We start from the raw sequence: 26,317 nt of genomic DNA, 5'->3' as shown, positions 1-26,317 counted from the left end.
CCCCGCCAGGGCACCGCTCCCCGACTGGCCCTCTCTCCCCGGTCGTGGTCGAGCACCTGGCGGGGCCCTGCGCTTCAAGGAGGCTGCCGTGGCCGCGAGTTCGCGCCGGACAACCCCGCTTCCCCCGCACTGGACCCGCCTTCGCCGCGCGGTGATGAACCGCGACGCCTGGCGCTGCCAGCACGTCCGGTACGACACCGGCGAGCTGTGCGGCGAGCCCGCGCGCCACTGCGACCACATCGTCCCCGCCTCCGAAGGCGGCCCCGACGCGTCGGCCAACCTGCGCGCGCTGTGCGACTGGCACGTCCTCCGTAAGGACTCTGCCGACGCCGGCCGAGCCCGCCGACGGGCCACCGCGGACCGCTGGCAGCCCATCCGAAACCGCCGTACGCACCCCGGGGAGGTCCGTTGAACGTCGACCCGACCGAGAAGGACGCGGCCAAGATCCGCGCCGCGCTGGTCGAGCTGTACGAGACCGAGTTGGACCTTGAGCCGACCGACCTCGCGCTGATCGACGTGGCCGCGCCGATGCTCGCGCGCGCCGCCCAGCTCGACGCCGTGGTTCGCCGCGAAGGCCAGATGATCCCCGGCGGGAACCGGGCCGGAATGATGGTTCTCCACCCCGGCATCGCGCAGGCCCAGCTCAGCCGAACCCAGGCCGCCGGCCACCTCGCCAAGATCCGCGGTGAGGGCGAGGGCAACCGCCGAGGCCACAACGCCCGCGACGCCGTGGGCGCCCGCTGGGGAAACCGAGTTTGAGAGGAGCCCGCCGTGGCACGCCGCAAGGCAGCACGGGCCGCAGGCCCCTCGGACGAGTCCCTGCGCATCGCGCGGACGATCGTCTACTACGAGGCGTGCTTGGACTCCGAGGTCCCGCACGCCGTCGCCCGCGAGCTGTGGGCCCACGACATGACTTCGCCCTTCGCGGCTGGTGAGCACGTCTCCGAGGGAGCTGCCCGGCTGCTGGAAGAGCGCGCCCAGCGGGAGGCGGCCCAGCCGTAGGGCGCGGAGAGCTTTGGGGGGACAGCCTGTCCCCCCAAGCCGGAAGCGGCCCGCCGAGCCTTTCGAGGGGGAGTGACCCATGAACCGTCCCCTCGCCTACGAGCCGGTCCGCACGATCGCGGACGACACCCCGCACCCGCACCGCACTCTCGCGGGCGAGCTGCTGCGCTGGAGCGCTCGCGCGTTCCGCCCGGACTGGAAGTACACCCCGGAGCAGGTCCGCATCCTGGCGCGCTGGTACGAGCTGCGCGACGACGCCGTACCAGAGGACCCCAACGATCCCGAGACCTGGGGCCGCGGCTTCCGCTACGAATCCGGTACCGTGCGCCGCCTCAAGGGCTGGGGCAAGGACCCGATGTTCGCCTCAATCTGCGCGATGGAGTTCGTCGGCCCGTGCCGCCTGACCGGGTTCCGCGCCGACGGCTCGCCGATCGCCGGTCCGCCGGCCGAGAGCTGGGTGCAGATCTTCGCGGTGGCCGCCGCGCAGAACGTCAACACCATGTCGGCGTTCTCCACGATCTTCAGCCAGGCCGCCATCGACCGGTACGCGATCAAGCTCGGCCAAGAGGTCTGCTACGCCTCGCAGACGGACACCGACGGCCGCCAGTGCCGCCTGGAGGCGAAGGCGTCCAGCTTCCGCGCTGCGGAAGGCGGGCGACCGTCGATGTCACTGCTCAACGAAACGTGGCACTGGGTGGAGGCCACGCAGGGCCCCCGCCTAGCAGCCACAATTCGCCCCAACGCCACCAAAGTTGGTGGGCGAACGATGGAGATTACCAACGCTCCGGTGATCGGCGAAGAGTCGGTCGCCGAAGGCACCTGGTACGCCTTCGAGAAGCAGCGCGACGGGGTGAACCGCGACGCCGGTATCTACTACGACTCGGTGGAGGCCCCGCCCGGGGTCGACCTCGCTGACGAGCAGCAGCTCCGGGCCGCGATCCTGTGCGCCCGGGGTGACTCGGTGTGGATCAACCCCGACCGCGTGATGCGCGACATCTGGTCCGCGTCCACCTCGGAGGACGAGTCCCGCCGCAAGTACCTCAACCAGCTCAGTTCTCACGATGACGCGCTGGTGGACCGCGACACCTGGGACCTGGCCACGGTCGAGCCGGCCGACGGCATCAAGCCCGGCGAGCGGATCGTGCTCGCCTTCGACGGCGGCAAGACCGACGACTCAACAGGGCTTCTGGCCATGCGCGTTCGGGACAAGCTGGTCCAGAAGCTGGCGCTGTGGGAGAAGCCCGACGGCCCGGCTGGCAAGACCTGGGAAGTGGACGGCCAGGAGGTCAACGACATGGTCGGCCACGTCTTCCAGAAGTACACGGTGGTCGGCTTCTTCGCCGACGTCGCCGGGTGGGAGTCCTACGTCGCCGACTGGTCGGAGAAGTACGGCAAGCACCTGCTGATCAAGGCGTCCGGGAAGTCCACGGTCGGCTTCGACATGCGCGCCAACCAGCGCGAGATCACGACCGAGCACATGGCGCTCGTCGGCGCGATCGAGACGGTGGCCCTGCCGCACGTGCGCGACTACTCGCTGACCCGCCACACCATGAACGCCCGCAAGCGCCCCAACCAGTACGGCTTCAGCTTCGGCAAGGAGTCCCGCGAGTCGAAGCTGAAGGTCGACCTGTACGCCGCGATGGTGCTGGCCTGGATCGCCCATCGCCGTCTCACCGAGAGCGGCAAGCTCAAGCCCCCGAAGCAGCCCGGAACGCTACAGACCCGAGGAGGGTTCTGATGTCCCTCCCTGTCGTCAAGCGTGCCCGGCACGCCAAGTCGCTGATCGACCGCGATTACGACCGGCTCAACCTGGTCGACCGCTACGCACGGGGCGCCCATCGCGCCCCGTGGATGCCGGCCAAGGCCAACAGCGAGTTCAAGGACCTGGTGAAGCGGTCCATCGTGAACGTCAGCAGCCTGGCGGTGGAGGCCCCGCTGAACGCCCTGCGCGTGCAGGGCTTCCGCAAGCCGGGCAGCGGCGAGAACGCGAACGAGTGGGCGTTCTGGCAGAAGGCCCGGCTGGACGAGCGGCAGAACGCCGTGCACCGCGCCGCGCTCACCTCGGGGGCCGCGTATGTCGTGGTCACCCCCGACCCGCGCAAGGGCCGCCGCGAGCCCGCGATCCGGGCGTACGACTCGATCAGCACGGTGGCCGTCTACGCCGATCCGGCGTGGGACGAGTTCCCGGTGTACGCGCTGCACGTGCCCGAGCAGCAGCCGGACGAGGACCGCACCGTCGGCTTCCTGTGGGACGACGTGGCGAAGTACACCGTCGACCTGGACGCCGAACCCGACTCCGCGGTGCTCACCGTCGAACCGCACGGCATGGGCGTGTGCCCGGTGGTGCGGTTCTCCCCGGCCGTGGACCTTCGGGGCCGCACCCGGGGCCTGGTCGAGCCGCTGATCACCTCGCAGGACCGCCTCAACCAGCAGACGCTGTCCCTGCTGCTCAACGAGCACTGGGGCGCGCACGCGATCCGCTTCGCCACCGGCCTGGCTCCCTCCGAGCGCCTGGACCCGGAGACGGGTGACCCGGTGCGCGACCCGGAGACCGGCGAGCCGGTGTACGACGTCCCCTCGCTGGACCCGTCCACGCTGCTGATGGCGCCCAACTCCGACGCCCGGTTCGGACAGCTCCCCGCCATGCCGACCGGCGACCTGTTGGCCTCCCGCCGTCAGACCGTCGAAGAGATCATGGGCCTGGCCGACGTACCGCCGCACTACCTCGCCGGGTCGAACCTGGTGAACCTCTCGGCAGACGCCTTGGCCGCCGCCGAGACGAGCTTCAAGAGGTTCTTGAGTACGCTCCAGGACTCGCTGGGCGAGTCGTGGGAGTCCGTGTTCCGGCTGTGCGCCGTCGCGGCCGGCCGGGGCGGGACCGAGCAGGACGAGAGCCAGGTCGAGTGGGCCGAGAAGGCAACCCGCAGCCTGGCCCAGGCCGCCGACGCGATGGTCAAGCTCATGCAGCAGGGCGTCCCGTTGTCGGTCGCGCTGCGCAAGGTGCCCGGCTTCAGCCAGGCCGACATCGACGAGGCGGTGAAGGCCGCAGAGGAAGCCGCCCGCAAGGCGGAGCAGGCCGAGGCCGAGGCCCTGAAGCAGCAGAAGGAGGCGGCGAACCGTGGCGTGGACTCCGAGAACCGCCGAGATCCTGCGGGCAGTGGCCGCGTACCAGCTCGCGCAGGAAGCGCTGGCCGGTGAGTTCTCCGCCCGGTGGGCCGAGGCCCTGGCCGCCGTCGAGGCCCGCGAGGTCGCCGGGTCGCTGACCGAGCTGGAGGCCGCCTACGTCGCGGCGATCCGCGAATCCGCGGCGGCCTCCTACACGCTGTCGATCGCCTTCTACCGGCTGGTGCGCGCGCTGGAGACCGGCCGCGTGATCGGCGGCCCCGGCTACCGCCCGGGTGCCTCGCTCGGCTCCCTGTGGGCCGACTTCAACCGTGCCACGGGCAAGCGGACCGGCTCCGGCCCGTCAACACCTCTGCCCGTGGACACCCGCGACCCCTTCCCCGCCGCCGACCTGGCGCGCGAGGCCCGGCGGGTCGAGGAGGCGTTCCGCACCGAGGTCACCGCCCGCGTCGAGAAGCACGAGCGCGAGCGCCCGGACCGGGAGGGTTCGACGGCGCTGGACGACCCCGCGCTGATCGCCTGGGAGAAGGAGTTCGCCGAGTCGCTGAAGACCGGCAGCTCCGGGGCGGGCGGGATGCTCGTCCAGGACGGCGGCCGGGACGCGATCCACGCCGCCCTCCAGGACGACCCGGGGGCGATCGGTTACTACCGCGCCACCGACGCGAGCCCCTGCTACTTCTGCGCGCTCATGGCCGGCCGGGGCGCGGTCTACAAGTCCAAGCGCACAGCCGCCTTCGGCGCACACCCCCACTGCCACTGCCAGGCCGTCCCGATCTTCTCCCGCCGCTACCAGCTCCCCGCCGAGAACGGGAAGTACTCCCGGATGTGGCGGGACTTCGGGGGCGGGTCGCTGGCCGACTGGCGCACCTACTACAGCACGACCACCAAGACCTAGGAGAGAGCTTGTCCGAGCAGACCCCGACCCCGGCCGAGGCGATCCCCGGCGGAGTGGTGAACCCGGCCACCCCGCCGGCCGTCGAGCCGAAGCCCGAGGCCCCGGCCCCGCAGGGCGAGGAGAGCCCGGCCGCCCCCGCTCCGGTCGAACCGGACTACAAGGCGCTGTACGAGCGGCTGAACGCCGACCTGGAGACCACCCGCGAGCGCTCCACCGAGGCCGGTGTCGAGGCGGACGAGCTGCGCGCGCAGGTCGCCCAGCTCCAGGAGCAGGCCCTTCGGGACCGCATCGCCGCCGAGTACGCGCTGCCGCCGGTCCTCGCCGCCCTGGTGCAGGGCGGTGACGAGGCCGCGGTGCGCAAGCACGCCGAGGCCCTGGCCACCGTCGCCGCGCCGAAGCCGCTGCTGGGCGCGGGCGGGCTGACCCCGCACTCCGAGCCCGACCCGTACAAGGGCCTGGCCGAGAAGCTGCGCCAGCGCCGTTACGGCATCTGACCTGCCCTTCCCCGACCGCACCGCATGAGGCCGTCCCGTCCCGGGGCGGCCTTCCGTCTTCCCGAGGAACAGCGCCATTTCTGTAAACCCGAACCGTGCCAACGCTTTCCAGAACCCCGACAAGCTCGTGGGCCAGGCCCTGGCCAACCTGAAGGACTCCGTGGTCCTGGCGGGGATGTTCGACCGCCGCGCCGCGTCCGAGTTCGTCAACGCCACCGGCCAGGTCATCAACGTCCGCCGCCCCGCCCGCCTGAAGGGCGCGGAGGAGGCGATCGACGCCAAGCGCAAGTTCAACGACACCTCCACCTGGATTCAGTCGGAGAACCTGAACGAGGGTCTGATGCCGGTCAAGATCGACACCCACGCCTACTCGGCGGTCGACCTGTCCGACGCCGAACTCTCGCTCGACCTCCTCAGCTTCGGCGAGCAGGTCATGGTGCCGCAGGTCGACTCCATCACCGAGCGGCTGGAGAACAAGGTCGCCACCGCGATGACCGAGTTCCCCGAGGTCGCCACCGCCGCGAAGATCCCCGTCGACCTGGCCAAGGCCCCGTCCGACGAGGCGGCCGGCCAGATGATCCGCAAGAGCCTCGCGCGCCTGCGCGTCCAGCTCAACAAGGAGAACATCCCCGCCGAGGGCCGCACCGCCGTGCTCGGCTCCGAGGCCGCGTTCTACCTGCTCAACGACCCGAACATCCTGAAGGCCAACGAGTCCGCCAACGGCGGCGCTGCGCTGCGGGAGTCGACCATCGGCCGCATCCACGGCTTCACCCTCGTGGAGTCCACCAACGACAAGCTCAGCCCGATGGGCGTGTACGCCTTCCACCGCTCGGCGATCCAGCTCGTCTCCGGAGCGCCGTCCGTCCCGGAGTCCGCGAAGGGCGGCCGGCAGGACGCGGACGGCTTCTCCCTGCGGTGGATCAAGGACTACAACTCCGGTGCGGCCATGGAGCGCAGTTTCCTGTCCTCGTACTGGGGCACGACCCTGGTCACCGACCTGAAGAAGGGTGAGACCGACTGGTCGAAGCCCGCCAACATCGTCAAGGTGCGTGGCGTCAAGGTCACCTTCACCGGCGAGCCGACCGCCGTCCCCGCGAAGTAAGGGGCCCTCGTGGCGCTCGACGTCGCCGACCTCTTCAAGCGCCTGGGCAGGCCCGCCCCCGAGCCCGGTACGCCGGACTGGGAGCGGGCGAACGCCGCGCTGGAGGACGCGTTCTGGATGATCGCCGCCACCGGCCACCGGGCCTGGACCCCGCAGCGGCACCCTCCGGTGATCCGTTCCCTGGCCCTGGCCGTGGCGGACCGCCGCTTCCGCAACCCCGAGGGGTACGTGCAGGAGCAGGCCGGAGAGGTGAGCTACCGCATGTCGGACGGCTCCCCGGTCGGCCTGGCCCTCACCCGGGGCGAGCAGGCGCTGATCGAGCGGACGGCAGGCCGCGGTGGGCTGCGCTCCGTGCAGGCCCGCCGCGAGGTCGCCTCGCGCGGAATGCGCACCGGCTACCCGTTCCCGGACCCCGAAGACTCCTGGGGTACCGCATGAGCCTGCTGGAACGCGGCCGTACCCGGGTGACCGTCCACACCGTCCGCTACGTCGATGACGGCTACGGCGACCGTCGGCCGGCACCCGGGCCGAGCAGCACCTACTCGGCGTGGGTCGCCCCGGTCGGCGACGCCGCAGGCTGGCGGGCCCCGGTCGGCGCTCAGGTCGGCTGGTCCCCGCCCGTGCGCCGCAAGCTCGTCTTCCCGCCCGGCGTGGTGGTCGACAAGTGGTCGACCGTCGTCTTCGAGGACGACGGCGACCCCGGCACGCACTGGGCCGTGGTCGACGCACCCCGCTCCCACCACGGCGCTTCCGACCGGATGCGCTTCGTCACCGTGATCGTGGAAGGGGGCGGCCAGAGTGCCTGAACTCCGCCCCGACCTGGACACCGTGGTCGCGGGCCTTCCCGGCGTCATGGGCGCCCTCAAGCTGGAGGCCGAGGAGCGCGCCGCCCGGGTCGTGGCGAAGGCCAGCCTGCACATCGACACCGGCGAGTTCATCGCAGGGATCAAGGTGAAGCGGCACGCCAAGGGCTACGCCATCGTCAACCTGGACCCGCTGGCCGCCCACAAGAACTGGGGCGGCTGGAACGAGCGCGCCGGGCGGCCGGTGGACGGCATCCACGCGATGGAGGCCGCCCTGTGGTGACCCGCGAGCCGTACCTGATGCCCGACTCCGAGCGCATCGTCCTGGAAGCCCTGCGCACCGTGCTCCCGGAGCACCGCTGCGCGGTCTACCTGCCCACCGACTGGCAGCTCGCGCTGGGCAGGACCGGCGGTCTGGTGATCACCCGCAGGGTCGGCGGCGTGATGAAGGACAAGCGGTACGTGGACGAGGGCATGTTCGTCGTCCAGACCTACGCGACCACCCGGGCGGACGCCTCCCTGCTGGCCCGCCGCGCCCGCGCGGGCCTGGTCCGCCTGACCTTCGAGCAGTGGGGCAACGCGGACGGCTACCTCAGCCGGTTCCGCGAAGCCACCGGCCCGTTCGCCACCACCGACCCGATGACCGAGGCCCAGACCGGCTTCTACCGGTTCTCGGGCAACTACATGATCGCTACAAGGCCCCGATGAGGGCCGGAACGGATTCAGCTTGGCTGACGAGCCCTCTGTCCTGGTACCGGGTACCGGGTACATCTACGTCGCCCCGCCGGGCACCGCGCTGCCGGACCTGAGCAAGGGCTTCGACCCGAAGGACTCGACCAAGTGGGGCCCGACCGGGCTGAACTGGAAGAGCATCGGCAACACCAGCCTGGACAACGGCATCGAGATGTCGGTGGATGGCGACGAGCCCGAGGTACTGGGGAGCTGGCAGAACAAGAGCCTGAAGACCACCGACCCCGGCAAGACCTACGCGGTGACGATCAATCTGTCCGACTTCACCGCGGAGTCCTACAAGCTGTATTACGGCACCGACAAGGGGCTGGACAGCAAGGGCCTGTTCTCCATCCCGACGAGCCCCGCCGCGCAGAACCGTGCGCTGATGGTCGCGGCGGTGGACGGCACGAAGTGCGTGGCCTGGCACTACCCGAAGACGTCGATCATCGGCGCGGACTCGGTGACCATGGACCCGGCCGCGCTCGGCGAGATGCCGGTGAAGGCCACCGTCGTGGCCCTCAACCAGTCGACGCCGCTCGGCTCCGTCACCCCCGTGTTCGACCTGGCCGTCGGCCTCCAGCCCGCAGCCTGATCCACCCCACCCCCAGCTAGGAGAGATCCACCCTGAGCACCACCCTGGACTTCGCCGACCTCGCCGCCGAGGCCGAGCGCAAGCACACCGGCAAGGGCCTGAAGTTCGTCGCCAAGAACGGCACGAAGGTCCGCCTGCGCCGGATCGAGGCCCTGCCCGGCGGTGACCTGAAGACCGCGCTCGCTCTGCTGGACGTCGTGCAGTCCAAGAAGGTCAGCAACGAGAACCGGATCGCCTCCATGTCCGCGCTGCTGGTCGCGGTCGCCTCCGACAAGAAGGCGATGCGCGAGTCCGTGGACGCGCTGCCGCTGGAGCAGACCATGACCGTGGTCGAGGCGTGGATGGAGCAGGCCGCCCCGGGGGAAGCCGAAGCCTGATCAGGCTGCTGGACGAGCACGGCGCGCAGATCACCGCAGACCTGCGCCGCTACTGCGGGGTGGACGTCCTGGACTGGGTCCGGGGACGGCACTCCGCCCGCTACGTCCTCGCCCTGATCGGGACGCTCCCCGACGACTCCGCGACGATGGCCGCAGTCCGCGGTGGCCGTGAGGCCCTGGGATGGGACGCCAAGGCGTACGTCCTGGCGGACCTGGTGGACGCCGTCCAGGCGCTCACCCACGTTCAGGTCGCCAAGGCGTCGAAGAACCCGCGCACGGTGGAGCGGCCGAAGCCGTATCCGCGCCCGTACGCCAAGCGCACCGGTCGGCCGACCGGCACCAGCAACCCGTTCGCCGCCGCCCTGCGGGGCGAGGTCGGCGACGGCGGGGGCCCGGCCGTCGCCGAGGCATCAGCCCCCCTTGCAGAAACGTTCCGCCTTCCGGCGGCCGTCCTCGCGCGCTCCGCCGCGCCTGAGCGGCCCGCGCCGGTCCGGCTCACGTAGGAGGTGAGCCGATGGCCGGCCCCGGCGGCAAAGAGGCCGGGCGCGTCCACGTACGCGTCCTGCCCGACACCTCGGACTTCCGCCAACGCCTCAAGCAGTACTTGGAGATGCTGGAGAAGTACACCAAGCTCAAGGTCAAACTGGACCTTGACACCACGGGCGTCAACGCCCGGCTGCGGGAGCTGACCCAGGACCGCACCACCCGGGTCAACGTCTTCGCCGACACCGGCGAGGCCGCCGCCCGGATCGCCGCGCTCACCCGTGAGCGAACGGTCCGCATCCGGGCCGACGTCGACGCCGACACCGGCCCGGCCGAGGCGCGGGTCCGGGCGTTCACCGGCCGCCGCTGGCGGCTGGGGATCAACGTCCACCTCGCCCGGGGCGGCTTCGAGCGGGTCAAGTCCGGCCTGTCGAGCCTGGGGTCGGGGGCAGCGGACGTCGCCCGCAACTTCGGCCGCCTGTTCACGCTCTCGATCGAGCAGACGGCTTCCGCCCTCCAGGGCATCGGCTCGGGCATCAGCTCGGCCGCCCAGGGCGCCCTGGGCATCGCGGGGGGTCTCGCCCAGTCCGCCGCTGCGGCGGTGCCGCTGCTGGTGGCGGTCACCGCCATCGCTGCATGGGTGACGGTGGTCGCCTCCGGGCTGGTCGCCGTCATCGCGCTGGCGGCGCTGCCGGTGCTGCCGATCGGCCTCGCGGCCATCGCGGCGGCGGGCGACATGAAGGCCCTCGGCAAGAAGGCCGAGGAGGCGATGCAGGCCGCCAGCGAGGCGCTGAAACCTGCAACTGCCGCGATCCGCAACGAGTTCGGCGGCGCGGTCAAGGACGTCACGGCCTGGTTCAAGCAGGCCGAGCCCGCGATCAAGGCGTTCTTCGACGCCGGGGCACAGTTCGTACGCCCCATGGTGGCGTCGATCACCAGCTTCACGGACGTCCTGTTCCCGAAGCTGACTGCGGCGATGGCCTCGCCGGGGATGCGAACGTTCACCGAGCAACTGCCGGTGGCGCTCGTCGCCATCGGAGCCGCCTTCGGCGACTTCTTCCTGACCCTGTCCAACGGGGGCGACCGGCTCAAGCTGATCTTGCTCCCGCTGGTCGGCGTGCTGGACGCCGTCCTCCAGGGGATGGCCGGTCTCGCGGTCCAGTTCTCGCCCGAGATCGCCGCCAGCATCAGCTGGTTCGCGGACACCCTGCGCGAGTTCTTCGGCGTCTTCAAGGACAATGCGCAGGCAACTGCCGCTCTGATGCGGCTGGTTGACCTCGGGCTCCGCGCACTGGTGATCGGCTTCTCGGTCACGATGCAAGCCTGGGACGCGCTGGCGACCGGGGCCGTGGCCGCCTGGCACGCCGTCCAGACAGCGTGGGACGGACTGACGTCCGCCACGTCCTCCGCCTGGTCCGCGGTGACCTCCTGGACGTCGTCCGCCTGGTCGAACGTGGCCTCTGCCGTGTCGTCGGCGGCCTCCTCCGTGGGCTCCGCCGTCTCGACGGCCTGGAGAAACGTTTCCTCCTGGACATCCTCGTCCTGGGCGTCCGTGACGTCGTGGACCTCGTCGTCCTGGTCGTCCGTGACGTCCACGGTGTCGTCGGCGGCCTCCTCTGTGGGCTCGGCTGTCGCCACCGCTTGGCGGAACGTGACCTCCTGGACGTCGTCGGCATGGAACTCCTGTGTCAGCACAGTGAGTTCGGCCTGGTCGAGTACGGCCAGCGCGGTGACGACCGGCATCGGCAACGTCGTCTCGCTGGTCGCCGGGCTGCCGGGCAAGATCCTGGGCGCGATCGGCGACCTGGGCTCGCTGCTCTACGACAAGGGCAAGAGCGCGATCCAAGGGCTGATCAACGGCATGAAGTCGATCAACGTCGGCAGCATCGCCTCGGGGATCGTCTCCTCGCTCAACCCGTTCAAGTCGGCCGCCCCGCAGGCCGCCGCACCGCGCTCGCTGACGGCCGCGCCGATGGCATTCGCCGCGATGCCGGCCGCCGCGTACGCGAGCCCGCTGGAGCAGGCCCTTCGCCCGGTCGCCTCCGGGCTGCGCTCGCTCGACTCCTACGGCTACGGCCAGCGTGCCGCTGCCGGCCTGCGCCACCCGGAGCCCGCCTCCAAGGACGCCGGCCGGGAGCGCTACGGCCCGCGCATCACCGTCAACGCCACCACCAACGCCAACCCCCACGAGATCGGCAAGGCCATCGCGTGGGAGCTGAAGACCTCGGGGAGGTAGCAAGATCGGGGCTCTCTCCCCACCCTTCGTCAGCGACACCACCGCCCACTCCGCCCGCGTCTTCTTCACGAAGACGCCGGGCGCGTGGACGGACGTCGAAACCACCAACACCAAGACGGGCAAGGCACAGTACGACGCCGAGGACCCCGCTTGGCCGGGCACGGCCCGCGTCGGCGACTCCGGCCCGCTGGGCGACGACCCGCCGCTGGCCCCGGACACCGAGTACCGGGTCCGCTACCACTGCACCGCCCCCGGCCTGGACACCTGGTCGGAACCGGTCGTCTTCCGGACGCTGCCGGACCTGCCGCCGCCCAAGCGCCCGGACACCGGCCCCCAGCCCAGCGCCCGCAACCCCTACACCGGCCAGCCGTGGACGGCGTCCTGGGGCGGGCTGCTGCTGGGTGAGGACTCCTCCGTGGTCCTGGAGGAGGTGGCCGGGCTGCTCGACGCCCCCGAGGTCCGCAGCAGCGACGCCGAACTTCTCCAGCGCGACGGCCTCACCCCCGGCACCGACTACATGGGCGGGCGAACGGTCACTTTGACCATGCTCGCCCTGGACGACCGGGAGCTGCCCGCGCTGCTGGCCGCCTTCGCCCCAGGCGGGGTGGAGCGGCCGTTGGAGTTCGCGTTCCCCGGGGTGGCCGGCGGGCGCTCGCGGATCATGGCCCGGGTGCGCAAGCGCGCTGTCATCGTGGACCGCGACTTCCACGCGGGCCGCCGCCGCGTCACCGTCGAACTCGCCGCCACCGACCCCCGGCTGTACTCCGCCGACGAGGCGCGGGCGACCGTGGCGGTGGCCGTCCCCCGGGGCGGTAGGCCGATCTTCCCGCTGATGTTCCCGTTCGACATGGGCAACAGTCCCACCGCCCGCCTGGCCCCGGGCATCGCCAACTCCGGCTCGGTCGACACCTGGCCCGTCATCCGGCTCACCCCGACCACCGGCGAGATCCGCGACCCGTCGCTGACCCTCGTCCACGACGGAGTGCGCAGCCGCTTCGCCACCCGGGGGCTGCGGGTCGGCCGGGGCGATGCCCTGGTAGTCGACATGGCCCGCCGCCGTATCACCCTCAACGGTGCCTCCCGCTTCGGGCAGGTCGATCCGGGCTCTGCCTGGTTCGCCCTGCCGCCCGGGGCGAGCACTCTCCAACTCGACGTACTCGAAGGCCCCGACGGGGTGACGGCGGATGTGCTGTGGCGCTCCGCCTGGATGTAAGGACCCCCTCTCTCTTGGCAGTTGAACTCCGTGCCCCGCTCTTCGTCCAGCAGGGCCGTTACGACGCGCTGGACCTGCGCACGATGATCGGCGGTACCCGGGGCGCCCACGTGGGCGTGTCCGGGCCCACCGCCCTGCTGGTCGAGAAGGTCGACAACCCCACCCCGCGCGTGTCCGTGGCGGCCGGGTCGGTGTGGCTGCCCGACGACGTGGCCGTGTCCCACAAGGGCGCGGTCCACTTCGCCAACCTGGACGCCTCCGTGCAGCTCCAGTGCTCCACCCCCAAGCCCGGCGAGGCCGCCCGCCAGGACATGGTGGTCGCCTTCGCCGACCCCGACAGCGCCCCGGCAGGTCCCCTGCTGATGGACCTGAAGACCACCGCGGACCGCTACATGCAGTCCGTCACCTACGCCGCCGACGGCACCCCCTACGCGGCCCCGGCGGCCTCCGGCACACAGGTGACCAAGGAGGGCGCGAAGGGCTGGTCGATCGCCGTCCTCGCCGAGTCCACCCCCGGCGCGAAGGACTGGCCCGTGCCGTCCAACTGCATCCGCCTGGCCGTCGTCTCCATCGCCCAGACCGGCATCACCGGCATCGAGGACGTGCGCTTCGTCCCGGCCGGGCAGCTCGACACCACCCCGCTGCGCCAGCTGCGCACCGCCGGGGCCCAGGGCGTGGTCCAGGCCGCCGCCGGAGCCCCGGCCGGCAGCCTGGTCTACGACTCGGTCTCCACCGCGCTGCACAAGGTCACCGGGCCCGGCACCACCGCCCCCGTGGTGCCCGGAGCCGTCCGCCTGGACGCCTCCTACCAGGCCGCAGACGGGGCCTGGGGCAGCGAGGGGTGGCACCAGTTCACCGCCCCCGCCGTCGCCTACCCCCGGCTGGTCACCGTCAGCTTCGAGGTCTCCTACCGGGGCGAGTTCGGCGAGGGCTGGATCACCCCGCTGGTCACCGGCCACGGCGAGCGCCGCCGCGCCGGACGCCCGCAGTACACCCGTGCCGGTGACTCCCGCGACGCCCGGGGAAGCGCCACCGTCAAGGTCCCGGCCGGCACCCCGCTCAACGTCTCCACCAGCGTGTCCCCGGACAACACCGCGAACAACAACATCAAGTTCGTCGCGGCGTGGACGTCCTACGCCGAGGCCGTCACCACCGTGGCGGCCTGATGAGCGACGACTACCGCGTGATCCTGTCCGAGTTCAAGGGCAGCAAGCTGATCGCCGAACTGCCCGTCTCGGCCCTGAACTACCGCACCATCCTCAACGCCCCCGGTGCCGCCTCGTTCACCGTGCCGCTGGCCGCCGAACCCCTCTCCGGACTCGACTGGTCGCTCGTCTCGCCGTGGCGGATCACCGCCCACGTCCAGCGCGGCAGCCGCGTCCTGTGGGGCGGCCCCCTGCTGACCTGGTCCGTCGACCTGGCGGCCGAGGAGATGACGCTCGACTGCGTGGGCCTGTGGGAGTACTACCGCCGCAACATGATCAACCTCGGATACAGCACCGGGCCGGTCCCGCGTGAGCAGACCACCATCGCCCGCGAGCTGATCCAGCAGTTCGCCGACAACCCCTCGCCCGTCGCCCCCGGCCAACCCGGCTACTGGGGCAGCAACGGCCCCGGCGCGCTGACCTTCGACCCCGACCTGGACACCATGAAGCGCGAGCGCACGTACCCGTGGTTCGAGTGGAAGTCCGTCGGTGAGGCCGTCGAGCAGCTGGGCGCGGTGATCAAGGGCTTCGACTTCCGCATAGACCACGACTGGGACGTGGACGCCCGTGTGATCCGCAACCGGATGCGCTGGCTGTACCCGGCCGGAGGAGTGGACACCGGCATCGTGCTGGAGCACGGCACCAACTGCACCGTCACCTCGGTCACCTCCGACGGCGACCGGATGTGCACCGAGACCGGCGTCAACGGCGCTGGCGAAGGCTGGAGCCAGCTCAAGAGCTGGTGGTACAACGGCCAGTTGGAGACCGAGGAAGGCCGCCGCATCCCGCGCCTGTCCGCCGTCGAGACCAACAACTCGGTGGTCAGGGTCGACACCCTGACCGCGCAGGCCGAGCGCATGGTCGCGGTCGGCGCGTTCCCGATCACCGTCCCCGAGGTCACCCTGCACCCGGGCGGCGAGTACTCCGCCGCCGAACTGCGCGTGGGCCACAAGGTCCGCGTGCGTGCCCGCACCGCCCGCTGGCCCGGCATCGACGCCGAGTACGTCATCCAGGAGATCGCCACCAAGGTCTCCAGCAGCGGCGAGGAGACCACCCTCGCCCTGGTCCCCGTCACGATCTTCGCGCGCGTGGACGACTGGGTGAAGGGCGAGCTGGGGGTGGCCGCGTGACCGTCTACGGCCGCCCCACCCTCGCCGACGAGTTCCAGACCATCGGCACCCGCCTGTCCGCGATGGAGCGCACCGCCAGCGCACTCGGCGCGGTCCTGCCCATGACCCCCTACCGCCCCGGCCTGGACGTCGCCACCACCTGGCGCGCCGCCGCCACCATCCCGACGGCCGGCATCGCCCACCCCGTCATCCGCCTGGACTGCCGCATCGCCTCCAAGCAGGGCGCCAACGTCTGGCTCAGGGTCTTCGACGTCGACAGGGCCCGCGCGGTCACCGCGGAGTGGCAGTACACCGGCGGCGCACTCAACAACGGCTGGGTCAGGTTGGACTGGGTGCTGCCGACGGGCGGCGGCCAGCCCGGCGAGTGGCAGCGCCTCCTGCTCCAGGCCCGGACCGACGTCACCGGAGGCGGCACCGTCGACCCCGGCGTGGCCCTCGCCCTCCCGTTCAACCAAGCCCCGCAGGCGACCGAGGCCGGCAGCTGGACCCCCGTCCCGATCCCGCCCGGCTACGCCTGACCTCCAGCTGCAACCCGCGCAGCGGCCCCGCCCGAACTCCCGGGCGGGGCTTCCTCGTTGAAAGGACCGCCCATCTCCCGCGAAGCAGTGATCACCGAGGCCCTGACGTGGGCCGACCAGAACTACCGGGGCGACCGGAGCCCGAGCGGCAAGTTCTACGACACCCCGTTCGGCCGCTGGTACGGGCTGAACCACGAGCCGTACTGCGACATGTTCGTCTCCTGGTGCGCCGACAAGGGCGGCGAGGCCCCGGCCGTCGGCAAGTACGCGTACTGCCCCTCCCACGTCCAGGCGTTCCGCAACAAGGGCCAGTGGCACGGCCGAGACGAGCAGTTCCGCCGTGGTGACATCGTCTTCTTCACCTGGGACGGCGGCCCGACCGCCGACCACGTGGGCATCGTCCTGGAGGACTCCGCCCCCGGCCAGCAGGTGAAGACCGTCGAGGGCAACACCGCCCGCAGCTCCGGCGCGGGCCAGGGCTCCGGCGGCTGCGTCGTGCGCAAGACCCGGCCCCGCTCCAGCATCCTCGGCGTCGGCCGCCCCGCCTACAGCTCTGGCGGCACCGGCACCACCACCCCGACCGGCCAGACCGTCACCATCGACGGCAAGCCCTACGGCCCCGGCGCGGTCGGCGACCACGTCACCGCGATGGGCCGAGCCCTCGTACGCGCTGGCTGCTCCCGCTACACCGAGGGCCCCGGCCCGGTGTGGGGCACCGCAGACACCTCGTCCTTCCGGGCCTGGCAGCTCAAGCTCGGCGACAACGCCGACGCCGACGGCATCCCCGGCCCCAAGCAGCTCGCCCGCCTCCTCGCCGAGTTCGGCGACGCCTCCGCGCCCAAGCCGCCGGCCACCCGCACGATCACCGTCCGCCGGGGCATGACCCTGGGCGGCCTCGCTGTGGCGCTGGGCACCACGGTCGCCGGGCTGCTCTCGCTGAACCCCCAGATCAGCGATCCGGACCGGATCACCGAGGGTGAGCAGGTCACCGTGCCCGCAGCCTCCGCGTCGCCGACCGCCGCCCCGGTGACCCCGGCCCCGCAGGCGAGCGAGAGCCCGGCCCCGGCCGAACCCGCCCCGGCCGAGATCCCGCAGCCGTCCCCGAGCCCGGACCCGCTGCCCACCCCTGCCCCGCCTGCTTCCACCCACACCGTCGCGGCGGGCGACACCCTGTCCGCCGTCGCCGCCCGCTACGGCGTCGGCCTGGACTCTGTGGTCAACGCCAACCCGCAGCTCGCCGACCCGGACCGGATCGAGGTCGGGCAGGTCATCAGCCTGCCGACCGCCACCGCCGGAGCCGCCGCGCCGCCGGTCCACACCGTCGTGCCCGGCGACACCCTGTGGGACATCGCCGGGACCTACCGCGTCACCCTGGAGGCCCTGGTCGCCGCCAACGCGGCCACCGTGGCGAACCCAGACCTGATCTTCCCCGGCCAGGACATCACCGTCCCCGACGGCTCCGCCCCCGTCGCGCGCCCGGCCCCGAAGGCCATCACCCCGGCCCCGGCCGCCGCCCCGGCACCTGCACCCGCCGCTGCGGCGAAGGCGCCCGAGGAGCCCGCCCCGGCACCCGCCGCCGAGCAGCCGCCGGCCGCCCCCGTGACCGGCTACTCGGACGACCTCGCGGGGTGGATCGAGCAGGCCCGGGACATCCTGCGCGCGAACGGCGACCTGGTTCCCAGCGCGGCGGCGATCGAGGCCCGAGCGATGGCCGAGTCCGGCGGCAACCCGCTCGCTGAAAACCACTGGGACAGCAACGAAGCGCTGTACGGCGGGACGTACGGCCTCCTCCAGACCATCCGGCCGACCTTCGACGCCTACTCGCTGCCCGGCCACCGCAACATCCTCAACCCCGTGGACTCCATCGTCGCCGGAGTCCGCTACGCGAACGCGACCTACGGCAGCTTCGAGTCGATCGCCTGGAACGAAGGGGGCTACTGATGCCCGAGAACGAGCCCCTGGGCGTCGTCATCGGCCCGAGGGAGATCTACGACCAGTTGGTGGGCGTCCGCGAGGACGTCCGCTCGCTGGCCCAGAGCAGTGACGCCGTCGACCAGACCCTCCGCGACCACGAAGACCGTGTCCGCGCCTTGGAGGTCTGGCGCTACGGCGTCGTCGCCTCCGGCCTCGCGGGCGGCACCGCCCTGGCCGACGTTGTCATACGCCTGAAGGGCTGAGCACCATGGAAGACCTGAAAACCTGGATCACCGACAACCCGGTGAAGGCCCGAGCGGCCGTCGTCGCGCTGCTTACCGTGCTCGCCACCGTCGTGCCGAAGCTCGCCGGGATCGAGACCAACGAGGCCGTCATCGGCCTGCTGCTGACCGCCGCCACGATGGCCGCCGGCCACTCCGCCGGTAAGCGCGTCGTCACCCACGCCGTCGACCAGGCCAACACCGAGGCCGCCCGCGCCGAAGCGTTCGCCGAGGGCTGCGCGTGCCCGCACGAGGCACCCGAGACCGCCGTCGCGTACGGCAGCGACGGCATGAAGATCAAGCGATGAACCGGGCCCCGGCCTGCCTTCGGGCGGGTCGGGGCCTTTTCTCGTTGCGTCACCGGGTTGTGGTGGAATGGATGCCGGGTGGGCATTGTTCGAACCGAATTCCGCCCGACGAGACGTGAGAGGGATTAATGGCCGCGAGGAAGTCGTCCAAAGCGGGCTGGCAGGAAGTTCCTGGAGCCCAGGACGTGATGGACAGGGCCCTGCCGCTGGTGCTGTCCGCACGGGCCCGCGAGTACGGACCTCTTGCGGCGGTCGTGTTCGAGACTGCGTTCCTTTTCATGAACTCCGAGGGTCTGCCGGACCTGCGGCGGGACAGTCACTATGCCAAGCGGTGGATGTCCGATCTTCTGGACGCTGCGGGTCTCAAGCCTGTTCCAGGAGATTCGACGGAGCGGCGGAAAGAGTTGAAGACCGAGCGCGAGACAGTGTTGCTGGGCATCCGCGCGGCGATGTCTCAGGTTCGGGTCGACTACGTGCGGAGCTTGGACTCTGATCCCGTCGAGCGGGAGAAGCGGTTTCCCGGGTTGTCGTCCTCTGATGAGATCTTCGCGCACTACCGGATCGTCCCGCAGGCGCAGAAGGAGATCGTCTCCGCGAACCGCCGAGCGCTTCAGGTCGCCAGCCGAATCGCCTTCGCTGAGGGGGACGACCTGGCCATCCCCCCTGCCCGCAGCCCGCAGGTGGTCCGCAGCTTCCGCCTGGCGCTCGACACGCTCACCCCGCAGACCCTGGCCTCCCTGGACACAACGACCCGTGATCAGCTCCGCGAGGAGCTGCGGCAGACCCGTGCCGCGCTGCTCGCGCTGGAGGACGCGCTGAGCTGACGCCAGCACCCCAGGCCCCGCCTTCCCCGTCCCGGGGAGGGCGGGGCCTTTTCGCGTTCCCGGCCCCGGCCGGACGGGTGTTAACCGCAGTGCCTCAACCGGGGCGGAGAGGCGCACCGGCCGACGGCCAGCGCCCCGAGCGGGTTGTTGACCCGCCCTGCTCAACCAGGCTGACCACGTGGACAAGGAGAGATTCATGCACGGGATAGCCCTGATCGGCCGGGCCCGGTCCGGGAAGGACACGGCGGCCGGCGAGCTGGCCGAGTACGGGGTGGCACGGCTCGCGCTGGCCGACCCGCTGAAGCTGATGGCCTACGACATCGACCCGATGGTGGGCATCGAGCTGCTGGGCGTGAACGCCCCGGTGCCGGTCCACCTGGCCGAGGCCGTCGACCGCTACGGCTGGGAGGAGGTCAAGGACAGGTTCCCCGTCGCCCGCCGGTTCTTGCAGCAGCTCGGGACGGAGGGCGTCCGTCGACACGTTGACCAGGACTTCTGGATCGGCCGGTGCCTGCGCGCCGCCGCCGCGATCGGCGGGCCCGTCGTCGTGACGGACGTGCGCTTCGCCAACGAGGTGAGCGCGCTGCGCGCCGCCGGGTTCGCGGTCTGGTTCATCGACCGGGGAGCCCCGGACGGCGACCACCCCAGCGAACAGCTCGGCCCCGAACACGCGGACCGGGTGATCCCCAACACCGGCAGCCTCGCTGACTTCCACACCCGCATCCGCGAAGCCCTGGAGGCCACCGCATGACCCTGCGTGACCGTTTCGACCCGCTCGACCGCACCGCGAGCGCGATTGAGAACGTGCTCTTCGTCTACACGCTCGTGCCGGACCTGCTGACGCCGGACGAGCGGGAGGCCGACGAGCAGGCGGCGAACGCCCGTGTCGAGGCGGAGGTGCCCGGCTACTCGGACACCCTGCCCTCGCTGCTCGCCGTTGCCTGACCGCCCGACCCATCCAGGCCCGTCCCGCCCGGGGCGGGCCTTTCCCATGCCCCGAAGCAGAGAAGAGAGCCCATGTCCGAAGGCGTCCGCACGATCCACCAGAAGGGTTCGCGCTACTACGTCCACCCGGAGACGGACGACCTCGCCCCCTCGGTGACGTCGGTGTTGAACATGGAAGCGAAGCCCTTCCTTCAGACCTGGTCGGCCGGCATGGCGGCCGAGGCCGCGGTGACCGACCTGGAGGTGGTCCAGCGCATCGCCAGCAGGGACCGCCAGGCCGCCGTGGACTTCCTGAAGTTCGCGGCCAAGCGCTACACCAAGGTCCGCGCCGATGTCGGCAGCCTGGTCCACGACTACTTCGAGCTGCGCCTGCGCGGTGAAGAGGTGCCGTACCCGCACCATGACGTGGAGCCGTACGTGCCGCACATCGAAGCGTGGCTCGACCGCTACCAGCCCGAGCTGCTCCACGCGGAAGACGTGGCCTGGTCGCGCTCGCACGACTACGCGGGCAGCTTCGACTTCCTCGTCCGGATCAACGGCAAGGTCGTCCTTGGCGACCTCAAGACCAGCAAGTCTGTGTACCTGTCGGTGGCGACCCAGCTCGCGGCCTACGCCCACGCGGACGACCTGATCACCGTGGACCGCAAGATCGTGCCGTTCCCGAAGGTCGACGCCGGGGCGGTGCTGCACGTCACTCCGGGTCGCGCCGAGTTCCGGCCGGTGAAGATCGACCGCGAGATCTTCGACCGGTTCCTGACCCTGCGCAAGCGCTTCGCAGAGGACCGGGCCTCGGACGCCGGGATCATCGGCCGCGTCGCCTGGAAGCACGAGGCCGGCCACCTGACCGGCACGGCCCGCCGGGCCTCCTGACCGGCTTGTTAACCGCCGCGCCTCACTCCTGTGGGGCTCCCTGCGGGTGCCTCACCGGGGGGCTGGTTAACCACCCCGCCTGGAACATCCCGGGGCCGACCGACCGGCGGCCCCCGACCCGAACGAACGGACTGCACTTGAGCGACGCACTCGACAACATCTTCGCCAGCGACCCCGAGCTGGCCGAGCGCGCGGAGCGCGCCGAAGCCAACGCCCGGCCGGACGTGGCCGGTACCTTCCGGGCCTACGAGCCCGACCCGAACGGCGGCTTCCCCCGGGCCCTGCACAAGTGGCGGGTCACCAGCGCCGTTCCGGCCACCGCTGAGGCGGTGGCCGAGCTGCTCGGCGGCACGCCGTTCGAGCTGGACACCGAGGCGGAGGACGCCATCGCGGTGGACACCGACACCGACCGCGTGGAGGTGGTCATCGACGGCCCCGACGCGATCCACTTCGACATGCGGCACTGGGTGAACGGCAAGCTCGCCCACCACTGCGACACCCGGACCTTCCTGTCGCCGCCGGAGGACGTGGGCGTGCCGTGCCGCTGCCCGCGAACCCTCGCGGAGCTGAAGGCACGGGCCAACGACGAGCGGGGCCCCAAGCCGGACATCCGCATCAGCTTCAAGCTGGCGCACGACCCGGACCTCGGTGTCTTCCGCTACAAGTCGTCCGGCTGGACGCTGATCAGCGAGCTGCCCGCACTGAAGAACGCGCTGGCCAAGGTCGGCGGCCCCGCACTGGTGAACCTGACCAACGAGCGGGTTCAGTACCTGAGCAAGGCGGGCCGAGACGTCGACTACCAGAAGCTCACCGCCAAGGTGATCAAGTCCTACGAGCAGGCGATCACCGACACCCCGGCTTCGGCGATCGAGGAGGAGCCGCCGTTCTAACCGGCGCTCCACCCACCAGTACCACCAGCGGGACCGGTCCTTCGGGGCCGGTCCCGCTCTCGTTTCCCTGGAGAGAGAAGCCCGTGCACACCCCGACCACAGCGGAGCCGACCCCGGCCCGCCTCGTCAGCGTCCTGCCTGCGGTCGACCGCGCGCAGGAGATCATGCGGTCCGCGTTCCGCGAGTCACCCCGGCCGACGGCGGCCGGCACCCGCAACTCGCAGGCCAAGCTGACTGAGCGCAAGGTCTACGCCATCCGCCGCGCCGCCGACCTGGGCGCCAGCCTGTCCGCCCTCGCGGGTGCCTTCAACATCTCCGAGCGGGCCTGTCGCCACATCGCCCGCCGGACCTCCTGGGCCCATCTCCCGGAGAGGGACTGACCGGTGCTCCACCACACGACCCCCCTGTGGAAGATCCCGCCCGAGGACCGCAGGGCCTTCCTCCACGCCCGAGCACGGGCCCTGAGCGCCGAAGGCGCGAATCCGCGGCGGCTGCTGCGGGCCTCCGACTCGGCCCACACCGTCGACTACCGCGAGCCGCGCCAGGGGGAGGGCGAGACGTGACCTACCGCATCGGCCTGGGCATCGCCCCGGCCCTCGGGGACCTGCGCACGGCAGGGCCCGGGGACACCATCGTCTTCCTCCACGACGCCCGCGAGCGCCCGGACTGGCCGCGCTACTGGGAGGCCGCCGCCGTGGCTGTCTTCCGAGGTGCGGCCCTGACGGCGGTGACCGCCTAGTGGCCAACCGCTCCAAGGCCAAGGGCACCGCCTGGGAGTCCACGGTGGCCGACTACCTGAACGAACAACTCGGCCAGTACCGGCCGGACTGGAAAGACAGCGACCGCGCGGTCCGCTGGAAGGACCCCGTCGACCGCGACAACATCCGCCGCAACGTCCAGGAGGGCCCGGCGGACATCGGTGACCTCGGAGTGCGCCCCTTCGCCGGGGAGTGCAAGGCCGAGAAGTCGTACGACCTCGCCGCCTACGTCCGCCAGGCCGAGGCCGAGGCGAAGAACGCCGGGATGCCGTTCGGGGTCGCCTACGTGAAGCGGCCCCGCGCGAAGACCGAGGACGGGTACGCCGTCACGTCCATTCGCACGCACGCCGCGATCGTCAAGGCCCTTCGGGAGGCCGGTTACTGAGATGCACAAGGAGAGAGCAATGATCAACGAGATGGTTCTGACCGAGTCCCCTGCCGCCCGCGCCGGGCTGGCCGACAAGACCGATGTACTGGACAAGGTCGGGAAGCTGGCCGTGCTGTCGGACGGCATTCACGTAGACCGGGCAGGGGTCGCCGCGTTCTACGACGTGGACGTCGAGACGGTGAAGAAGCTCGTGCAGCGGCACCGTGATGAGTTCACGGTGAACGGGCTGACGACGGTTGCAGCCGATGTGTTTTGGGGGGGCATGGTGTCCCCCCAAACGAAGCGCCCCCGTGGTGGGGCGAGCATGGTGAACCTATACACCCGCCGTGCGGTGCTACTGATGGGCATGCTGCTGCGTGACTCGCCGGTGGCCCGACAGGTTCGGGGCTACCTGCTCAACGTGGAGGAGCGGGCCGAGGCACCGGCGCGTGACGCGGCGGTGCTGGCGCTGGCCGAGCACATGAAGGTGCTGGCTGCCCGGGTTGAGGAGATCACCCCGGCGTTCAAGGCTCAGCGGGCCGCGAGCGATAACGCCGGAGGCTACCTGCTGCACGACGTGGCGAAGGCCCTCGGGGTGACCCATCACCTTCTGCGCCCGGCCCTGGTCGCGGATGGCTACCTGTCCGTGGAGCACACACCGGGCGGGCGGGCCCTTTACCGGCCGACGCGTGAGGCCCAGGGCCTGTTCGTGGCGGATGACCACCGGACCGTCCACGCCACACCTGCCGGGCAGGCGCTGTGCGAGCGACTGTACGGCTGAACGAGAGGACCGCACAGTGCGCATGTCGGCGATCCTGGACCGCCTGGAGGAGTGGCGGGACTACCAGCCCGGTGAGTGGGTCGCCCGCTGCCCGGCCCACGACGACGGGAAGCCGTCGCTGTGGGTCAACCTGAAGACGTCCGGCATGGTCGGCCTGGCCTGCCGCGCCGGGTGCGCCTTCGAGGACATCGTCGCCGGGATGGGCCTCCTGCCCCGGCACCTGTTCAACGTCGATGCGGAGGGCCTGGTCGCCGTCGCCGAGGCCCGGCCGGAGCCCGTCTCCCCGTTCCTGACGGCCGGGCTGCGGGTGTGGCTGGACTCCCTGCCGGCCGGTGGTGACAATGCCGCCCCGGCGGTGGCCTACGCGCAGAAACGTTTCGGCTTGCCCGCTGCGGAGCAGGGCCGGCTGGGCCTGCGCTGGTGGCCCGGTCCGCAGCCGTGCCCCGACTGGGTTCCGACCTCGTTCCTCCGGTATCCCCGCCTCGTCGTGCCCATGCACGACTTCGCGGGAGTGGCCAGGGGCGCACAGGGCCGGGACCTCTCCGGGCGCTGCCCCGGGCGGTGGATCTCGCTCGCCAACCCCGACGGGTTCGAGTGGCAGCGGTACGGGGTGTTCCCCGGCCCGGACCCGTCCGCGCCGTGGATCGTCGCGGAGGGCCTGTCCGATCCGCTGGCGATCGTCGCCGACGGCTTCAACGCGGTGGGGGTGCGCGGGGCCGCGCTGCTCAACAACGACCCCACCACGCTGGACGCGTTGGCCGCCGGTCTGGCGGGCCGCGACGTGCGGGTGTGCGGTGACAACGACCGCTCCGGGCGTGCCTTCGCCCAGACCATCCTGGCCGCCCTCCACGAACGGGAGGTGCCCGCCCGGCGGCTGACCCTGCCCCCGGGCTTCAAGGACTACGCAGTTTGGAGATCCACCCGGTGACGATGTGTTCCATCGACCGCCTGACCACCCCGTACGAGCCGGACCGGCCGTCGCTGACACTGCCGCCGGCCGAGGCGGTGGCCGCCTACCGCGAGGCGGCGGCCCGCTACGGGGCCTCGGACATCGTCAACGCCCACGCGTTGGTGATGTTCATGAGGGGCGGCATCAAGTACGCCGACGGCGTGGGCTTCCACGTCTGGAGCGGTACCCACTGGGTCCGCAACGAGGTGCTGGTGCGCCAGGCCGCCCACGACCTCGGGGCGGCGATGGTCGAGACGCTGGCCCGGGAGAAGGCGGTCATCCGCGAAGCCCTGGCGCTGAAGCTCGCCGGGGACGCGCTGGTCGCCGAATACGAGAAGCAGGTCGCCGCACTGCCGCTGGCGAAGGCGGCGAAGGGCTTCACCATGGCCCGCCGCATCGACGACCTGATGCGCGAACTGGCCTCGGTGCGCGGCGTGCACTGCGACGTGGACGACTTCGACAACCAGCCGCACCTGCTCAGCTTCGCCAACGGGACGGTGGACCTGAAGACCGGCATCCGCAGGCAGCACGACCCGGCGGACATGCTGACCAAGTCGCTGCCGTGGAACTACGACCGGCTGAAGAAGGCGAAGCGGTGGCGGCGCTTCCTCAAGGAGGTGTTCCCGAACGAGCCGGCGATGGTCGACTACATCCGCCGGTTGTGCGGGTACGGCATCACCGGGTCGACCGCGGAGCAGGCGTTCGCCGTGCTGATCGGGACGGGCGCGAACGGCAAGTCCGTCTTCCTGGACAGTCTCAGCCATGTCTTCGGCGACCTGTCGGAGACGACGCGCTTCGAGACCTTCGAGGACCGGGGCAGCTCGATCCCCGCCGACCTGGCCGCGCTGCGCGGGGCCCGGATGGTGATGGCCTCGGAAGGCGAGGCGGGCAAGCCGATGAGCGAGTCCGTGCTGAAGCGCGCGACCGGCTCGGACCGGCTCACCGCGAGGTTCATGCGGGAGAACTTCTTCACCTACCAGCCGACTTTCCTGCTGTGGCTGGCGTCCAACCACACGCCCAGCTTCAGGTCCCAGGACGAAGGGCTCTGGAGGCGGGTCAAGTTGATCAAATTCGACCGGTACTTCAAGCCGGAGGAGCGGGACCACTCGATCTTCGCCCAGTTGCGGGAGGAGGCCGAGGGGATCGCCGCCTGGGCGGTCGCCGGAGCCGTCGAGTGGTACGCCGAGGGCCTGAAGGAGCCCGACTGCATCAAGACGGCGACCAGCGCCTTCAAGGAGAACTCGGACGCCTTGGCGGAGTTCCTGACCGACGTCCTGGTGAAGACCGACAGCGACAAGAGCCACGTCCCGGCCCAGGACGCGTACACCGCGTACCGCGACTGGTGCGAGGCCCAGGGCGAGAAGGCGTGGACCCGCCGCGGATTCATCAGCGCGCTGGACGAGCGCGGCATCCGCCAGCACCGCATGACCCGAGGCCGGGTGCTGCTCGGCGTGCGTTTCGCCGCTGAGCCGGTACCCGCCGGTCCGGGAGTCTTCGACACCACCAACGACTAGGAAATGAGCAC

35 protein-coding genes are annotated in these 26,317 nt (G+C 71.3%); all 35 read left to right on the top strand.

Annotated features, from left to right (window positions below):
* The first annotated feature begins 88 nt into the window (after positions 1-88).
* On the top strand, positions 89-412 hold the full coding sequence (locus BI06_RS42465) for an HNH endonuclease (protein WP_043477519.1): 324 nt from the start codon (positions 89-91) through the stop codon (positions 410-412).
* Positions 409-759 carry a hypothetical protein gene (locus tag BI06_RS42460; protein ID WP_043477516.1) on the top strand — a complete coding sequence of 117 codons (351 nt, stop codon included), beginning with the start codon at positions 409-411 and terminating at the stop codon, positions 757-759. The genes BI06_RS42465 and BI06_RS42460 overlap by 4 nt, the downstream gene beginning before the upstream one ends.
* 12 nt (positions 760-771) lie before the next feature.
* On the top strand, positions 772-1,002 hold the full coding sequence (locus BI06_RS42455; protein ID WP_043477512.1) for a hypothetical protein: 231 nt from the start codon (positions 772-774) through the stop codon (positions 1,000-1,002).
* A 79-nt stretch (positions 1,003-1,081) separates the two neighbouring features.
* Complete coding sequence (locus BI06_RS52010) at positions 1,082-2,740, top strand: hypothetical protein (RefSeq protein WP_051742949.1); 1,659 nt, start codon at positions 1,082-1,084, stop codon at positions 2,738-2,740.
* Complete coding sequence (locus BI06_RS42445; RefSeq protein ID WP_043477509.1) at positions 2,740-4,200, top strand: phage portal protein; 1,461 nt, start codon at positions 2,740-2,742, stop codon at positions 4,198-4,200. Before BI06_RS52010 ends, BI06_RS42445 begins: the two co-directional genes overlap by 1 nt.
* Positions 4,160-5,020, top strand: coding sequence for a hypothetical protein (locus tag BI06_RS42440; RefSeq protein ID WP_051742948.1), 861 nt, complete (start codon positions 4,160-4,162; stop codon positions 5,018-5,020). Before BI06_RS42445 ends, BI06_RS42440 begins: the two co-directional genes overlap by 41 nt.
* A gap of 8 nt (positions 5,021-5,028) precedes the next feature.
* Positions 5,029-5,514, top strand: a complete 486-nt coding sequence (locus BI06_RS42435) for a hypothetical protein (RefSeq protein ID WP_051742947.1) — start codon at positions 5,029-5,031, stop codon at positions 5,512-5,514.
* A 127-nt stretch (positions 5,515-5,641) separates the two neighbouring features.
* Positions 5,642-6,616 (top strand): P22 phage major capsid protein family protein, encoded by a 975-nt coding sequence (locus tag BI06_RS42430; protein ID WP_043477506.1) that lies wholly within the window; start codon positions 5,642-5,644, stop codon positions 6,614-6,616.
* 9 nt (positions 6,617-6,625) lie between these two features.
* Complete coding sequence (locus tag BI06_RS42425) at positions 6,626-7,054, top strand: hypothetical protein (RefSeq protein ID WP_051742946.1); 429 nt, start codon at positions 6,626-6,628, stop codon at positions 7,052-7,054.
* Positions 7,051-7,422 (top strand): hypothetical protein, encoded by a 372-nt coding sequence (locus BI06_RS42420; protein WP_043477503.1) that lies wholly within the window; start codon positions 7,051-7,053, stop codon positions 7,420-7,422. The genes BI06_RS42425 and BI06_RS42420 overlap by 4 nt, the downstream gene beginning before the upstream one ends.
* Entirely contained in the window at positions 7,415-7,702 is a 288-nt protein-coding gene (locus BI06_RS42415; RefSeq protein WP_043477500.1) for a DUF5403 family protein, read from the top strand. The genes BI06_RS42420 and BI06_RS42415 overlap by 8 nt, the downstream gene beginning before the upstream one ends.
* Positions 7,699-8,127, top strand: coding sequence for a hypothetical protein (locus tag BI06_RS42410; RefSeq protein WP_149030657.1), 429 nt, complete (start codon positions 7,699-7,701; stop codon positions 8,125-8,127). The genes BI06_RS42415 and BI06_RS42410 overlap by 4 nt, the downstream gene beginning before the upstream one ends.
* 19 nt (positions 8,128-8,146) lie before the next feature.
* A complete protein-coding gene (locus tag BI06_RS42405; protein WP_051742944.1) occupies positions 8,147-8,743 on the top strand; it encodes a hypothetical protein in 597 nt (198 codons plus the stop codon).
* A gap of 197 nt (positions 8,744-8,940) precedes the next feature.
* Positions 8,941-9,120 carry a hypothetical protein gene (locus BI06_RS50025; protein ID WP_149030656.1) on the top strand — a complete coding sequence of 60 codons (180 nt, stop codon included), beginning with the start codon at positions 8,941-8,943 and terminating at the stop codon, positions 9,118-9,120.
* On the top strand, positions 9,081-9,623 hold the full coding sequence (locus BI06_RS42395) for a hypothetical protein (RefSeq protein WP_051742943.1): 543 nt from the start codon (positions 9,081-9,083) through the stop codon (positions 9,621-9,623). Before BI06_RS50025 ends, BI06_RS42395 begins: the two co-directional genes overlap by 40 nt.
* Positions 9,624-9,634: 11 nt before the next feature.
* Positions 9,635-11,839 carry a hypothetical protein gene (locus BI06_RS42390; protein ID WP_043477494.1) on the top strand — a complete coding sequence of 735 codons (2,205 nt, stop codon included), beginning with the start codon at positions 9,635-9,637 and terminating at the stop codon, positions 11,837-11,839.
* Positions 11,840-12,254: 415 nt separating this feature from the next.
* The gene (locus BI06_RS42385) at positions 12,255-13,052 is read left to right on the top strand and encodes a phage tail domain-containing protein (protein WP_051742942.1); all 798 of its coding nucleotides are present in this window, start codon (positions 12,255-12,257) and stop codon (positions 13,050-13,052) included.
* 14 nt (positions 13,053-13,066) lie between these two features.
* Positions 13,067-14,218 (top strand): hypothetical protein, encoded by a 1,152-nt coding sequence (locus tag BI06_RS42380; RefSeq protein WP_043477491.1) that lies wholly within the window; start codon positions 13,067-13,069, stop codon positions 14,216-14,218.
* The gene (locus BI06_RS42375) at positions 14,218-15,387 is read left to right on the top strand and encodes a hypothetical protein (protein ID WP_043477488.1); all 1,170 of its coding nucleotides are present in this window, start codon (positions 14,218-14,220) and stop codon (positions 15,385-15,387) included. Before BI06_RS42380 ends, BI06_RS42375 begins: the two co-directional genes overlap by 1 nt.
* On the top strand, positions 15,384-15,905 hold the full coding sequence (locus BI06_RS42370) for a hypothetical protein (protein WP_043477485.1): 522 nt from the start codon (positions 15,384-15,386) through the stop codon (positions 15,903-15,905). Before BI06_RS42375 ends, BI06_RS42370 begins: the two co-directional genes overlap by 4 nt.
* Before the next feature lie 87 nt (positions 15,906-15,992).
* Positions 15,993-17,846, top strand: coding sequence for a LysM peptidoglycan-binding domain-containing protein (locus BI06_RS54960; protein WP_051742941.1), 1,854 nt, complete (start codon positions 15,993-15,995; stop codon positions 17,844-17,846).
* Positions 17,846-18,082: a hypothetical protein gene (locus tag BI06_RS42360; RefSeq protein WP_043477482.1), complete on the top strand. Its 237-nt coding sequence runs from the start codon at positions 17,846-17,848 to the stop codon at positions 18,080-18,082. Before BI06_RS54960 ends, BI06_RS42360 begins: the two co-directional genes overlap by 1 nt.
* 5 nt (positions 18,083-18,087) lie before the next feature.
* Positions 18,088-18,408: a hypothetical protein gene (locus tag BI06_RS42355; protein ID WP_043477479.1), complete on the top strand. Its 321-nt coding sequence runs from the start codon at positions 18,088-18,090 to the stop codon at positions 18,406-18,408.
* Between the two features lie 128 nt (positions 18,409-18,536).
* A complete protein-coding gene (locus BI06_RS42350) occupies positions 18,537-19,232 on the top strand; it encodes a hypothetical protein (protein ID WP_043477475.1) in 696 nt (231 codons plus the stop codon).
* Between the two features lie 196 nt (positions 19,233-19,428).
* A complete protein-coding gene (locus tag BI06_RS42345; RefSeq protein WP_051742940.1) occupies positions 19,429-19,983 on the top strand; it encodes a hypothetical protein in 555 nt (184 codons plus the stop codon).
* Entirely contained in the window at positions 19,980-20,177 is a 198-nt protein-coding gene (locus BI06_RS42340; RefSeq protein ID WP_043477472.1) for a hypothetical protein, read from the top strand. Before BI06_RS42345 ends, BI06_RS42340 begins: the two co-directional genes overlap by 4 nt.
* 72 nt (positions 20,178-20,249) lie before the next feature.
* A complete protein-coding gene (locus BI06_RS42335; protein WP_043477470.1) occupies positions 20,250-21,047 on the top strand; it encodes a hypothetical protein in 798 nt (265 codons plus the stop codon).
* Between the two features lie 137 nt (positions 21,048-21,184).
* On the top strand, positions 21,185-21,937 hold the full coding sequence (locus tag BI06_RS42330) for a hypothetical protein (RefSeq protein WP_051742939.1): 753 nt from the start codon (positions 21,185-21,187) through the stop codon (positions 21,935-21,937).
* Between the two features lie 83 nt (positions 21,938-22,020).
* Positions 22,021-22,317, top strand: a complete 297-nt coding sequence (locus tag BI06_RS42325) for a hypothetical protein (protein ID WP_043477468.1) — start codon at positions 22,021-22,023, stop codon at positions 22,315-22,317.
* 3 nt (positions 22,318-22,320) lie between these two features.
* Positions 22,321-22,500, top strand: coding sequence for a hypothetical protein (locus BI06_RS42320; RefSeq protein ID WP_043477466.1), 180 nt, complete (start codon positions 22,321-22,323; stop codon positions 22,498-22,500).
* Entirely contained in the window at positions 22,497-22,676 is a 180-nt protein-coding gene (locus BI06_RS42315) for a hypothetical protein (protein WP_043477464.1), read from the top strand. The genes BI06_RS42320 and BI06_RS42315 overlap by 4 nt, the downstream gene beginning before the upstream one ends.
* Positions 22,676-23,080, top strand: coding sequence for a hypothetical protein (locus BI06_RS42310; RefSeq protein WP_051742938.1), 405 nt, complete (start codon positions 22,676-22,678; stop codon positions 23,078-23,080). The genes BI06_RS42315 and BI06_RS42310 overlap by 1 nt, the downstream gene beginning before the upstream one ends.
* A 19-nt stretch (positions 23,081-23,099) precedes the next feature.
* Positions 23,100-23,843, top strand: a complete 744-nt coding sequence (locus tag BI06_RS42305) for a hypothetical protein (RefSeq protein ID WP_051742937.1) — start codon at positions 23,100-23,102, stop codon at positions 23,841-23,843.
* 22 nt (positions 23,844-23,865) lie between these two features.
* Entirely contained in the window at positions 23,866-24,771 is a 906-nt protein-coding gene (locus BI06_RS52770; protein WP_051742936.1) for a toprim domain-containing protein, read from the top strand.
* Positions 24,753-26,306 (top strand): phage/plasmid primase, P4 family, encoded by a 1,554-nt coding sequence (locus BI06_RS52765; RefSeq protein WP_055731172.1) that lies wholly within the window; start codon positions 24,753-24,755, stop codon positions 26,304-26,306. Before BI06_RS52770 ends, BI06_RS52765 begins: the two co-directional genes overlap by 19 nt.
* Positions 26,307-26,317: the final 11 nt, after the last annotated feature.

The organism is Kitasatospora sp. MBT66, from assembly GCF_000710405.2.
In the GTDB taxonomy this organism is placed as follows: Bacteria; Actinomycetota; Actinomycetes; order Streptomycetales; family Streptomycetaceae; genus Kitasatospora; species Kitasatospora purpeofusca.
This window is presented reverse-complemented; position numbering and strand designations above follow the sequence as displayed.